This is a genomic window from Pseudomonas flavescens (assembly GCF_013408425.1).
GTDB lineage: Bacteria > Pseudomonadota > Gammaproteobacteria > Pseudomonadales > Pseudomonadaceae > Aquipseudomonas > Aquipseudomonas fulva_A.
Map to the genome: position 1 here is coordinate 5,079,387 of NZ_JACBYV010000001.1, position 12,650 is coordinate 5,092,036.

Sequence of the window (12,650 nt, forward strand, 5' to 3'; positions counted from 1 at the left end):
GTCCCTGCCCCATGAAAACCAAAAACAAGCCAACAGGCTGTGGGAGTGCTTCATGAACAAGTCCTCGCGCCACCGTATCGTCCGCTCTTTTGCATGCACCGCCGTAGCCGCCGGCATGGCCGCCAGCGCCCAGGCCGGAACCCTGACCCTCGGGCACACCACCTGGGTCGGTTACGGCACGCTTTATCTGGCCCGTGACCTCGGTTATTTCAAGGAGCAAGGGCTGGATGTCGAGTTCACCGTGATCGAGGAGTCGGCCATGTACATGGCGGCTCAGGCCTCTGGCAAGTTGTCGGGCTCAGCGTCGACCATCGATGAAATCCTCAAGTATCGCTCGAAGAACTTCTGCTTCAAGGCGGTTGCCGCGCTGGACGAAAGTCACGGTGGCGACGGTGTACTGGTGGGTAACGAAGTGACCAGTCTGGAGCAGCTGAAAGGCAAGGCGGTGGCGGTCAACGAAGGTTCGGTATCGCAGTTCTGGCTGTCCTACCTGCTCAAACAGAAGGGCATGAGCATGAGCGATCTGGAAATCCAGAACATGACGGCTGACGATGCGGCCACCGCATTCATCGCCGGCCGCATACCGGCGGCGGTTACCTGGGAACCGCACCTGTCGCTGGTCAAGGCGAAAGGGCAGGGCAAGGTGCTGGTCGACAGCAGCGAGACGCCCGGGGTGATCGTCGACGTGGTGGCGTTGTCCTGCGACGTGATCGAGAAGCAACCTGAAGATGTGAAGGCACTGGTCGCTGGCCTGTACAAGGCAGTCGAGTACACCAAGACCCATCCGCAGGAAGCCTACGAAATCATGGCCAAGGGCGTCGGCGGCTATCTGTCCGATCCGAAGGATCTGGCCGAGGCAGCCAAGGGCGTGAAGTTCTATGACCAGGCCATGAGCGAAAAACTGCTCGGCACTCCGGGAAAACCGGGCGACATCGCCGGCGTTATCAGCCTGGCCAACGAAACCTGGACCAGCCTGCAGGGCAAGCCTTACGCAGTGAGCTACGAGGACTTGGTGGATACCTCGTTCGTTACCCCGTAAGCGTTCCGCCCGCGGGCTGTTCACGCCACTGTCGCGATGCCTCCCGGCATTCGCGCGCGGTGTGAGATGTGGCAGCCACGGGCTTCTCAAATACCTGCAACACGAGGTGGTCATGGCCACGCAAAAAAACTGGGCGCAGCGCTGTCTGACGCCGAAAGTAGAGCTGCCACGCAAGCTGGTGCTTGGCACGGGCGCCCTGTGCTGGCTGCTGGTGCTCGGCCTATGGGCCGTTCTGTCCTACGGGGGCGTGGTGCCGTCGATGTTTCTGCCAAACCCTGGTCAGGTCGTCGAAGCCGGCGTGCGCCTGGCCGGTGACGGCACCCTGAGCAAGCATGTGCTGGCCAGCCTGGAAGTGGTGCTGATCGGCTTTGCGGTTTCGTCTCTGGTCTCGGTGCCATTGGGCCTGTTGATGGGCAGCTTTCGCATCGTCCAGGCGTTCCTCGAGCCTCTGGTCAACTTCATCCGCTACCTGCCGGTGACCTCTTTCGTGCCGCTGTTCATCCTGTGGATCGGCATCGGTCTGGAGCAGCGCGTGGCGGTCATCATCTTTGGGGTGTTCTTCCAGCAGCTGGTGATGATTGCCGACGTGTCCAAGGGCGTGCCGCGGGATCTGATCAACGCCAGCTACACCCTCGGTGCAAGTCGCCGTGACGTCGTGCTGCACGTTCTCGGCCCGGCCTCACTGCCGGGCATTCTCGATACCCTGCGAGTCACCATGGGCTGGGCCTGGACCTACCTGGTAGTGGCCGAGCTGGTCGCGGCCTCGAGTGGCCTCGGCTACATCAGCCTCAAGGCCATGCGCGGCTTCCAGGTGGACGTGATTTTCCTGGCCATTGCCATCATCGGCCTGCTCGGGCTGCTCACCGATCAACTGTTCCGCTTGCTTCGACTGAGGATTACCGCATGGGCGCAGTAGCCAAGAAACCCTACGTGATGCCCGCGCTCAGCGAGTACGCCGAGGTCACCGCACGCCTGCGTGTGGACAACGTCAGCCTGCGCTATCAGTCGCCCAACGGCGACACCTTCACCGCCCTGGATCGGGTTTCCTTCGAGGTTCCGGATCAACAGTTCGCGGTGATCGTCGGTCCGTCCGGCTGTGGCAAGTCGAGCCTGCTCTACCTCACCGCTGGTCTCAACGAGCCCAGTGATGGCGACATCTACGTCGGTGGCAAGAAGGTCGAGGGCCCCGGCGCCGACCGCGGCATGGTGTTCCAGGGCTATACGTTGTTCCCCTGGCTGACGGTACGCCAGAACATCGAGTTCGGCCTCAAACGCCGTGGGCTCGCCAGTGGCGAGATCAATACCATCGTCAATTACTATCTGGGCGAGGTGGGGCTGGCCAAGTTCGCCGGGCATTACCCCAAGCAATTGTCCGGCGGCATGATGCAGCGCGTAGCGATTGCCCGCGCATTGGCCAACGACCCGCAGATCCTGCTGATGGACGAACCCTTCGGCGCCCTCGACAGCCAGACGCGTCTGCAGATGCAGCAATTGCTGCTGCAAGTGTGGGGCAACAGCAAGAAGACCGTGGTGTTCGTCACCCACGACATCGACGAAGCCATCCTGCTCGCCGACCGAATCTACGTGATGGGCGCGCGCCCCGGGCGGATCAAGGAAATTCTCGACGTGCCCATCGAGCGGCCACGCAATCTGGACGTGGTCATGGAGCCGGAGTTCATCCGCATGAAGCGGCATATCCTCGGCCTGCTGCACGATGACATGGAAGCGGTGCACTGAAATGGATGACAGCTTCGACTACCTGATCGTTGGTGCCGGTTCCGCCGGCTGTGTATTGGCCAACCGCCTCAGCGCCGACCCTAGCGTGCGTGTGTGCCTGATCGAAGCGGGCGGCAGCGACGCCAGCCCGCGCGTGCAGGTACCGGCCGGCACCATCACCCTGTACAAGAGCCGCGTATTCAGCTGGAACTACTTTTCCACACCCCAGCAGCATCTGGCCGGGCGCAGCCTGCACACGCCGCGCGGCAAGGTGCTCGGCGGCTCCAGCTCGATGAACAGCATGATCTACATCCGCGGTGATGCCAGCGATTACCAGCGTTGGCAGGCGGCGGGCTGCCCCGGCTGGAGCTGGCAGGACGTGCTGCCGTACTTCAAACGGTCGGAAGGTAACCGCCTCGGCCAGTCGCTGCTGTACCACGGCACTCAGGGCGAATTGCTGGTGGACAAACCGCGCGATCCCAACCCGCTGTCCAGGGTTTATATCCGCGCGGCCGAGCAGTTGGGGTTGCGCCAAAACGACGATTTCAATGGCGGTACCCTGGAAGGCGTCGGTATCTACAACGTGACCCAGAAGAACGCCAAGCGCCTGTCCAGCTATCGGGCCTTCGTCCATCCGGTGCGTGAACGCAGTAACCTCACCGTGCTCACGGGCTGCCAGGTGGAACGGCTGATCCTCGAGGGTGACCGCGTCACCGGCGTAGAGCTACAGCAGGGCGAACAGTGGCGTACCTTGCGGTGTCGTCGTGAGACCATTCTGTGTGCCGGCTCCCTCGGTTCAGCGCATCTGCTGCTGAAGTCCGGCATCGGCCCCAAGGCCGAGCTGGAGGCCGCCGGTGTGGCTTGCCGGGTTAATCTGGCCGGCGTAGGCAAGAACCTCCAGGACCATGTCGATGGCCTGGTTACCGTGCGCTCGAAGAGCCCGCTATCGCTGGGCTTCTCCCTCGGTTCGTTACCCAAGGTGCTGGTGTCGCCGTTCAAGTACCTGGCACAGAAGATGGGCTGGCTGACCACCAACTACGTCGAGGCCGGCGGCTTTGCCCGTACGCCCCTGGCCGAAGCGTTGCCCGACGTGCAGATGCATTTCGTGCCCGGTTATCGCAGCCACCGTGGACGGCTGTTCGAGTGGGGCCATGGCTACGCCATCCATACCTGTGTGCTGCGCCCGAAAAGCATCGGTGAGGTGCGTCTGGGGGCGGGACGCAGCCTGCTTGTCGACTTCAACTTCTTCAGTGATGAAGCGGACGCGCGCGTATTGATCGAGGGTGTGAAACTGGCGCGCAGGATTCTTGCCCAGCCAGCCTTCGATAATTCGCGTGGCGTCGAGATGCTGCCAGGGTCGGAAGTGCAGACGGATGAGCAGTTGCTGGCGCATTTGCGCGAGTGCGCGGCTACCGTGTTTCACCCGGTTGGTACCTGCAAGATGGGCACTGACGAAATGGCGGTGGTGACGCCGGCGCTGAAGGTGCGCGGCATGGAGAACCTGCGGGTTGCCGATGCCTCGATCATGCCGACGTTGATCAGCGGCAACACCAACGCGGCGTGCATCATGATCGGCGAGCGAGCGGCGGATTTTATCCTGAGCAGCGAAGTACCCAGCCCGACGGCCAGGCACTCGCTTGTGCAGGAAGCTTAGAACGCCAGGCCGACTTTCAGGCCAACCTGTTCCTGTTTGAGCTTGCTGTTTTCAGCCAGCACGCTGTCGCTGTCGACTTTGTAGTTCGTGCGGGTGTAGTACAGGCTGGTGCTGACTGGCAGGTTGTTGATGCCCTTGTTCCACAGCACGGTCAGCTCGGCGTACGGGTTGGCCTTGTCCTTCAGGTCAACGGTGTCGCTGCCTTCGCCTCTGACTTTCAGTTCGGCTTCTGCATCGAGCGAATAACGTGCGCCGGCCTCGAGGCGGACGGTGTAATCGGACGTCAGGTAGTTGTAGCCGATGCCGGCCTTGGCAAAGGGGGCTTTGCTGGTCAGTTTGACGTTGGTATCAAGCGGGCCGGCATCGTCCTGCTCGATGCGACCCCAGTCATAGCCGCCGCCAACGATGAAGTCGATGTAGTTGTTGGTGCTCAGCGCGGCACGCAAGCCCAGGTCGAGGTCGGCACGGGCTGCCTGGTACTTGTCGTCGTCTTTCTTGCGGTACTGGGCTTCGATGCCCGCTTGATAGATGAAGCCTTCATGGCCCGTCAGCTTGTTGCCGAAGTTATAGAACAGACCGCCCTGATTCAGACGCTCCTTGTCGCTTTCGCCAAAGGTGCTCAGCTTGTACTGATTGTGCGAGCCGATGACGCCGATGGTGGAGATCGGGTCAGTGATAGAGTCGGCGTAGGCGTGCGAAGCACCAGCGAGGCAGAGGGCGAGTGCGGTTTTCGACGTGATTCCATTGAGTTGCATGGCTGAATCCTTGGCAGTCTGTTCATGTGATGGCGTGCACCCATTCGATGCGGTGCACGCCGATGGACTGCCCACTTGCACAAGTTATTCGAGTAGCCCGACGAACGGTCGTAAGTGGTTGTTTCGGATCAGATATGAGTGTGCTGGATAGAGGCGTAGATGACCGATTGGTCAGCTTTTTCGAGCGCTTCATTCGACCCGCCTCCAGGCGTTGATACGCCTGGGATGCGCGTCGATCAGTCGAGTTTGATGACCTTGGCCAGCAGGATCTTCGGGCCCTTCATCTTCTTGACGATCAGGCGAAGGCCGGCGACCTCGAGTGATTCCTCTTCCTCGGGCACCCGCTTGAGGGTTTCGTAGATCAGCCCCGCGAGGGTTTCCGCCTCGATATGGTCGAGGTCGACGCCGAGCAGCCGCTCCAGCTTGAACAGCGGCGTATCACCGCGCACCAGCAGCTTGCCGGGTTGATAGGCGAGGATGCCGCGCTCGGCCTTGCGGTGTTCGTCCTGAATATCGCCGACCAGGGCTTCGAGCACGTCTTCCATGGTCAGGTAGCCGATGACCTTGCCATCGGCTTCCTCGACCAGCGCGAAGTGGGCGCCGCCTTTGCGGAACTGCTCCAGCAACTCGGAGAGTGGCAGGTTGCGGTTGACCTTCTCCAGGGGGTGCATCAGCTCGCTGAGGCGCAGGGTCGAGGGCAGCATTTCCAGCAGCGACAGGTGCAGCAGCAGGTCCTTGATATGCAGCACGCCGACGAACTCGCCAGCGGCCTCGTCGTAGATCGGGTAGCGGCTGTACTTGTGGCGACGGAACACGCTGAACACTTCATCCAGCGAGGCGTTGAGCTCGAGGTAGATCAGGTCTTCGCGGGAGTTGGCCCAGTCCACCACGTCCAGCTCGCCCAATTCGACCGCCGAGGCGAGCACGCGCATGTCCTGGTCGGTCGGGTCGCTGGCACGGCTGGAGTGCAGGATCAGCTTGAGCTCATCGCGGCTGTAGTGATGGTCGTGGTGCGCCCCCGGCTCGCCCTGGCCGGCGATACGCAGAATGGCGTTGGCGCTGGCATTGAGCAGGAAAATCGCCGGGTACATGGCCCAGTAGAACAGGTACAGCGGCACCGCCGTCCACAGCGACAGCAGCTCGGGCTTGCGAATCGCCCAGGACTTGGGCGCCAGCTCGCCGACGACGATGTGCAAGTAGGAAATGATGAAGAAGGCGGTGAAGAAGGCGATGCCGTGAATCAGCTTCTGCGACTCGATGCCGATGGAGGTCAGCAGGGGTTCGAGCAGGTGGGCGAAAGCCGGTTCACCGACCCAGCCAAGGCCGAGGGACGCCAGGGTGATACCCAACTGGCAGGCCGACAGATAGGCGTCGAGCTGGTTGTGCACGGTACGCAGGATGTGTCCGCGCCAGCCATTCTCCTGGGCCAGGGCTTCGACCTTGGTGGCCCGCAGCTTGACCATGGCGAACTCGGCGGCAACGAAGAAGCCGTTGAGCAGCACCAGAAACAGGGCGAACAGCACGAGGCCGAAATCGGCGAAATAGGTGGAGAAGGAGACGCTCGTAGAGGGATCCATGGGGAGTTCGTGTGACCAGATATTGCTAAAGGGTGGGGCTTGGGACTGTGCTTTGCAATAGGGCCTGGGTCACAGGCCCTAAAGTAGTCAGCGCTCGCGCTGCGCTATCTGGGCCGCCGGGAAGTGACAGGTGAACAGGCTGCCCTTGCCGACGACGCTGGTGATGTCCAGTTGGCCGCGGTGGCGCAGCAGCACGTGCTTGACGATCGCCAGGCCCAGACCGGTACCGCCGGTGTTGCTGGCACGGCTGGAGTCCACCCGATAGAAGCGCTCGGTCAGCCGCGGCAGGTGCTTGGCCTCGATGCCCGGCCCGGTGTCCTGCACGGACAGGTGCGCGCCCTGTTCGTCCTGCCACCAGCGAATGCGGATTTCGCCTTCGGCCTGGGTGTACTTGACCGCATTGAACACCAGATTCGAAAAGGCGCTACGCAGTTCCGACTCGCTGCCCTTGAGCCTGACTCCGGCGTCGGCGTCCAGGCTGATGCGGTGGTTATGCTCCGCGGACAGTGCCTGGGCATCGGTCTTGATTGCCAGCAGGAGTTGCTCGACCGGCACGGGCTGGTTGTCGGACGGGTAGTCGGTGGCTTCCAGTTTGGCCAGCAGGAGCAGATCGTTGAGCAGGCACTGCATGCGCGAGCCCTGTTGCTGCATCTGTTGCAGGGCACGGCGCCAGCGCGGATTGATCTCGTCGACGTTGTCCTGCAGGGTTTCCACGTAGCCGGAAATCACCGTGAGCGGCGTACGCAACTCGTGGGAAACGTTGGCGACGAAATCCTTGCGCATCTGTTCGAGCTGATGCAGCCGCGTCACGTCACGGACCAGCATCAGGTGTTCCTGATTGCCATAGCGGGTGATGTTCAGTTGCAGCTGCTTGCGCGGGTTGACCGGCGAGGGCAGCTCCAGCGGCTCGAGGTATTTGCCGCGCTCGAAGTATTCCTTGAAGCGTGGATCACGTACCAGGTTGGTGATCGACTGACCGCTGTCCTGAGGGGTTTTCAGGCCCAGCAGGGTTTCCGAGGCCTTGTTCCACCATTCCAGATTGCCGTGGCTGTCGAGCATGATCACGGCATCGCGCAGGGCCGCGGTGGACTCCTGGACACGGTCGATCACCGCTTGCAGGCGGCCGCGGGCACGCTGGTTGCGACGTTGCAGGTGATAGATGCTGTCGAACACCTCGCCCCACAGGCCGTAGCCGTCTGGCGGTGGTTCGTCGGGCTGGTGATCCTTGAGCCAGGCATGCAGGCGCAACAATTGGCTGAGCGTCCATGCCAGGTGAATGGCCAGACCCAGGGCCAGTGCCCAGGCATACTGGCCGGTGATCACGCCCAGCACCAGACAGGCGGCGACCAGTAGCAGCAGGCGGCGGGTTATGGCGCCGCGCCAGTTGCTCGTCACGTTGCGCTCATCCGTCCGCGTGTCCCTGTCATGTTGCGCTCCAGGCTGCCGGTCAGCCCTTGGTGGAGAAACGATAACCGGTGCCGCGCACCGTCTGCACCAGATTTTCGTAGGCTTCGCCGAGCGCTTTGCGCAGGCGGCGGATATGCACGTCGACGGTACGTTCTTCGACGTAGACGTTGCCGCCCCATACCTGGTCGAGCAGTTGGCCGCGAGTGTACGCGCGTTCCTGATGCGTCATGAAGAATTGCAGCAGGCGATATTCGGTGGGCCCCATTTCCGCCGGCTTGCCGTCGATGGTCACGCGGTGGCTGATCGGGTCGAGCAACAGCCCGCCCACTTCGATCGGGCCCTCGCTGTCGCTGGGGCCGGCGCGGCGCAGTACCGCTTTCAGGCGGGCGACCAGCTCGCGGGGCGAGAAGGGCTTGGTGATGTAATCGTCGGCACCGACCTCCAGGCCCTGGATCTTGTTGTCCTCTTCGCCCTTGGCGGTGAGCATGATGATCGGGATGTCGCCGGTCAGCTCGTCGCGCTTGAGGCGTCGGGCCAGCTCGATGCCGGAGGTGCCGGGCAGCATCCAGTCGAGCAGGATCAGATCGGGTTTGCGATCGACGATGATGGCGTGGGCCTGCTGGGTATTTTCCGCTTCCAGGCACTCGTATCCGGCCATTTCCAGCGCTACCACGATCATTTCGCGGATCGGCGCTTCGTCATCGACGATCAGGATGTTCTTGCCAACCATGGGTCGAGCCTCAATTCATTCAACTGTCATGCGGCGCATTAGATAACGGAATTATTGCAGCGATATGACAGCCGTGCGGCAAGGCGAGGCGCGGCGGGCGCTGCGCAAGGTCCTAGCGCAGGGCGTAATCCAGCACGATGCCGATGAAGATCGCCAGGCCAGCCCAGTGGTTGTGCAGGAATGCCTGGAAGCAGACCATCGGCTCGCGTTCGCGAGTCATGTGAAATTCCCAGGCGAAACAGGCAGCAGCGGCCAGCAGGCCAAGGTAGAAATACAGGCCCAGCTCGAAGCGCGCACCGGCCAGGCACAGGCATAGCAGTGTCAGGCCCTGCAGGCCGAGGATGATCACCCGGTCGGCGTCGCCGAACAGGATCGCCGTGGATTTCACGCCGATTTTCAGATCGTCCTCACGGTCGGCCATGGCGTAGTAGGTATCGTAGGCGACGGTCCAGATCACGTTGGCGAGCAGCAGCAGCCAGGCGGCCACCGGCAGGCTGCCGGTTTCTGCGGTGAACGCCATCGGCATGCCCCAGGAGAACGCGGTGCCCAGCACCACCTGGGGGTAATAGGTGTAGCGTTTCATGAAGGGGTAGAGCGCGGCCACGCCCAGTGCACCGAACGACAGCCAGACGGTGGTGGCATTGGTCAGCAACACCAGGCCGAAGCTGAGGGCGATCAGCACCGCGAACAGGATCAGCGCTTCGCGGGCGCTGACCCGCCCGCTGGCCAGCGGGCGGGCCTTGGTGCGACTGACATGGCCGTCGAAGTTGCGGTCGGCGTAATCGTTGATCACGCAGCCCGCCGCGCGCATCAGAATCACCCCGACCACGAAGATCACCAGGTTTCTGGTACTCGGTACACCCTCGGCAGCGATCCACAGTGCCCACAGGGTCGGCCAGAGCAGTAGGTAGATGCCAATCGGCTTTTCCAGGCGCATCAACTGCACGAAGTCCCATGCCCGTGGGTGCAGGCGGTTGAGCGATTGCAGCAGGCGGGTGTACATCGTCGGTTTCTCCTGGCGGGGTGCGCGGATTATACGGGCGCAGGCACCGCGCGCCAGGTGTGTCGGCGCTAGTGGGCGGCGAGCCAGAACGCGGGCAGGAACACTTCGGCGACCAGCACCGCCAGACGGTCACGGCGAAAACATGAGCGCCGCGCCCACAGTCCCTGATGCGGGTTGTCTGCAGGCAGCCAGGCGGCCGGGTAATGACACACCTGCAATGCGCCTCGTTCGAAGGCCTGGTCGCTGAACAGCAACTCGCCAAGGGAGCGGCTACCCAGCTGCTGCAAGTCGAGGCCGGAGTCGGTCAGCGCCTCACGGGCCGCTACGCTGCGAGCGAACACCCAGGGCTCGGCATTGCCGCGCAGATGCACCTCGCGCACCCAGCCAAGGCTGCCAGACGGCACATCGAGCGCGGCGCACTCGTCGTCACGCAGTTCCAGCCAGCCTTCACGCAGCGGGATGACGCTGAAACCGCCGTCGGACAGTTCGCTCAGCCGACGGGTCAGCGAGCGCTCGTCGAACAGCCAGGCGCAGATGGTGGCTGATGGCGCGGGCTGCAGTTGATCGCGGGACAGCCAGTCTGGCGTCTGGGAGGCGGAACGGGGCACGGTGCGGATTCGCGATATGGAGATGCGCGAAGTCTAGCATGGGCATTGCCGCGGGTTTCGGCCTGCCCCGGCGTTCGTCGCGTGTGCTTGGCGCGTCCTGGCATTTGCGGTAGCGTGCCCGCGCAATGACCGTGACTACGCCGGAGAGCGTTTATGAAAAAGTGGCAATGTGTGGTCTGCGGACTGATCTACGACGAGCGTGATGGCTGGCCCGATGACGGCATCGAGCCCGGCACCCGCTGGGAAGATGTGCCGGAAGACTGGCTGTGCCCCGACTGTGGCGTGGGCAAGATCGACTTCGAGATGATCGAGATCAACTGAGCCCTCGCGAGACCAACCCAACAGGAACGAGCAATGAGCGACCCCGTGGTAATCGTCGGCACCGGCCTGGCCGGCTACAACCTGGCACGTGAATTTCGCAAGCTGGACAGCGAAACGCCGCTGTTGCTGATCACTGCCGATGATGGTCGTTCTTACTCCAAGCCGATGCTGTCCACCGGCTTCGCCAAGAGCAAGGATGCCGATGGCCTGTGCATGGCCGAGCCCGGGGCGATGGCCGAACAGCTGGCTGCCCAGGTGTGGACCCACACGCGGGTTACCGGTATCGACCCGGGGCACCAACGCCTGTGGATCGGCGAGGAGGCGGTGCCATACCGTGATCTGGTGCTCGCCTGGGGCGCCGAGGTGCTGCGCGTGCCCATCGAGGGCGACGCCAGCGAGGAGTTGTTCACGGTCAACGACCTGCACGGTTACGGGCATTTTCGCCAGGCGGCACAGGGCAAGCGCCGCGTGCTGATTCTGGGCGCCGGCCTGATCGGCTGCGAGTTCGCCAACGACCTGTCGCTCGGTGGCTACGAGGTCGATCTGGTTGCACCCTGCGAACAACTGATGCCGGCCCTGCTGCCGGCCGAAGCGGCGGCTGCCGTGCAGGCGGGGCTGGAGGCATTGGGCGTGCGCTTGCACCTGGGGCCGGTGGTCAGCCGGCTGCAACATGCGGGTGACGGGCTCGAGGCGCATCTGTCCGATGGCCGGTCGATCGCCTGTGATCTGGTGATCTCTGCGGTTGGTCTGCGCCCGCGCACCGATCTGGCTGCCGCTGCCGGCCTGGCCATCAACCGCGGCGTCATGGTCGACCGCCAACTGCGCACCTCCCACGCCAATATCTACGCACTCGGCGATTGTGCGGAGGTCGACGGTCTCAATCTGCTCTATGTGATGCCGCTGATGGCCTGCGCCCGTGCACTGGCGAAAACCCTCAGCGGTACGCCGGGAGAGGTGACCTACGGGGCCATGCCGGTGACCGTGAAAACCCCTGCCTGCCCATTGGTCGTGTCGCCACCACCGCGTGGAAGCCATGGCAACTGGACGGTCGAGGGCAGCGGTGCGGATATACGGGCGCTATGCCACGACGCCTCTGGCGCCCTGCTGGGGTATGCGCTGACCGGCGCAGCGGTTCAGGAAAAACTGGCACTCAATCGTCAACTGCCGGCCCTGCTGCCCTGAGCGTTCTGTCGCCTGCTCGACAAAATTGCCTGATTTAGCCTGAAACGGGGCTGGCGAAGCCCTCTGGAGCGTGCCATTCTCCCCATGCCTGCCGCAGTGTAGAGCTGTCGCGGCGCCTTGGCGCCGCATGGCACGGAACACAACAACAACAAACCGTAAATGAGGCATTTATGCGCAAACCCGAACTCGCCGCCGCTATCGCGGAAAAAGCCGATCTGACCAAGGATCAGGCCAATCGTGTACTCAACGCCGTTCTCGAAGAAATCACCGGTGCACTGAACCGCAAGGACAGTGTGACGCTGGTCGGCTTCGGTACGTTCGTACAGCGCCATCGCGGTGCTCGTACCGGCAAGAACCCGCAGACCGGGGAGCCGGTGAAGATCAAGGCCAGCAACACCGTCGCCTTCAAACCCGGCAAAGCTCTCAAGGACTCGGTCAACTGAGCCCTGGGGTCTGCTGACGTTTCAGCGCAATGCTGGCAATCACGGAATGTGTGAAAACTACTGCGCTCAGTCATGCGGGTGTTGAAAGCCGGCTGTTCCGAAATGTCAGCAGACCCTCGTCTGGAGCTGGCGCTAGCAATGTCCCCAGGCTAGCTGTCAGGCTTGCGGTAAGTCGCTACAATCGGCGGCCTCCGTTTTCTCCGCCCAAGCAGGCC

At 62.8% G+C, this 12,650-nt stretch carries 13 protein-coding genes; 7 read left to right on the forward strand and 6 right to left on the reverse strand.

Translation table 11 applies throughout. From position 1 onward, the window contains the following. Positions 1–52: 52 nt before the first annotated feature. The 4 genes from FHR27_RS22675 (at position 53) to FHR27_RS22690 (ending at position 4,409) form a co-directional block, all read left to right on the forward strand. Entirely contained in the window at positions 53–1,039 is a 987-nt protein-coding gene (locus FHR27_RS22675; RefSeq protein ID WP_179539636.1) for an ABC transporter substrate-binding protein, read from the forward strand. Between the two features lie 112 nt (positions 1,040–1,151). Next, positions 1,152–1,955, forward strand: a complete 804-nt coding sequence (locus tag FHR27_RS22680; RefSeq protein WP_179539637.1) for an ABC transporter permease — start codon at positions 1,152–1,154, stop codon at positions 1,953–1,955. Between the two features lie 17 nt (positions 1,956–1,972). Next, on the forward strand, positions 1,973–2,776 hold the full coding sequence (locus tag FHR27_RS22685) for an ABC transporter ATP-binding protein (protein ID WP_373565166.1): 804 nt from the start codon (positions 1,973–1,975) through the stop codon (positions 2,774–2,776). Between the two features lies 1 nt (position 2,777). Then, the gene (locus FHR27_RS22690) at positions 2,778–4,409 is read left to right on the forward strand and encodes a GMC family oxidoreductase (RefSeq protein ID WP_179539639.1); all 1,632 of its coding nucleotides are present in this window, start codon (positions 2,778–2,780) and stop codon (positions 4,407–4,409) included. On the opposite strand, the gene FHR27_RS22695 is transcribed toward FHR27_RS22690, so the two are convergent. From FHR27_RS22695 to FHR27_RS22720, 6 genes are all read right to left on the reverse strand, one after another. Continuing rightward, complete coding sequence (locus FHR27_RS22695; RefSeq protein ID WP_179539640.1) at positions 4,406–5,164, reverse strand: hypothetical protein; 759 nt, start codon at positions 5,162–5,164, stop codon at positions 4,406–4,408. The two genes, FHR27_RS22690 and FHR27_RS22695, sit on opposite strands and share 4 nt — an antisense overlap. Positions 5,165–5,400: 236 nt before the next feature. Beyond that, entirely contained in the window at positions 5,401–6,741 is a 1,341-nt protein-coding gene (locus tag FHR27_RS22700; protein ID WP_042552497.1) for a hemolysin family protein, read from the reverse strand. 87 nt (positions 6,742–6,828) lie between these two features. Continuing rightward, a complete protein-coding gene (gene phoR, locus FHR27_RS22705) occupies positions 6,829–8,136 on the reverse strand; it encodes a phosphate regulon sensor histidine kinase PhoR (protein WP_179539641.1) in 1,308 nt (435 codons plus the stop codon). A gap of 52 nt (positions 8,137–8,188) precedes the next feature. Then, positions 8,189–8,878: a phosphate regulon transcriptional regulator PhoB gene (gene phoB, locus FHR27_RS22710; protein WP_042552495.1), complete on the reverse strand. Its 690-nt coding sequence runs from the start codon at positions 8,876–8,878 to the stop codon at positions 8,189–8,191. A 112-nt stretch (positions 8,879–8,990) separates the two neighbouring features. Further along, positions 8,991–9,881: a 4-hydroxybenzoate octaprenyltransferase gene (gene ubiA / locus FHR27_RS22715; protein WP_042552494.1), complete on the reverse strand. Its 891-nt coding sequence runs from the start codon at positions 9,879–9,881 to the stop codon at positions 8,991–8,993. A 68-nt stretch (positions 9,882–9,949) separates the two neighbouring features. Beyond that, the gene (locus FHR27_RS22720) at positions 9,950–10,489 is read right to left on the reverse strand and encodes a chorismate--pyruvate lyase family protein (RefSeq protein ID WP_179539642.1); all 540 of its coding nucleotides are present in this window, start codon (positions 10,487–10,489) and stop codon (positions 9,950–9,952) included. A gap of 153 nt (positions 10,490–10,642) precedes the next feature. Between FHR27_RS22720 and FHR27_RS22725 the strand changes: the two genes are divergently transcribed. From FHR27_RS22725 to FHR27_RS22735, 3 genes are all read left to right on the forward strand, one after another. Then, a complete protein-coding gene (locus FHR27_RS22725) occupies positions 10,643–10,810 on the forward strand; it encodes a rubredoxin (RefSeq protein WP_042552492.1) in 168 nt (55 codons plus the stop codon). Positions 10,811–10,843: 33 nt separating this feature from the next. Continuing rightward, positions 10,844–11,992, forward strand: coding sequence for an FAD-dependent oxidoreductase (locus FHR27_RS22730; RefSeq protein ID WP_179539643.1), 1,149 nt, complete (start codon positions 10,844–10,846; stop codon positions 11,990–11,992). A 170-nt stretch (positions 11,993–12,162) separates the two neighbouring features. Beyond that, the gene (locus FHR27_RS22735; protein WP_042552490.1) at positions 12,163–12,435 is read left to right on the forward strand and encodes an HU family DNA-binding protein; all 273 of its coding nucleotides are present in this window, start codon (positions 12,163–12,165) and stop codon (positions 12,433–12,435) included. Positions 12,436–12,650: the final 215 nt, after the last annotated feature.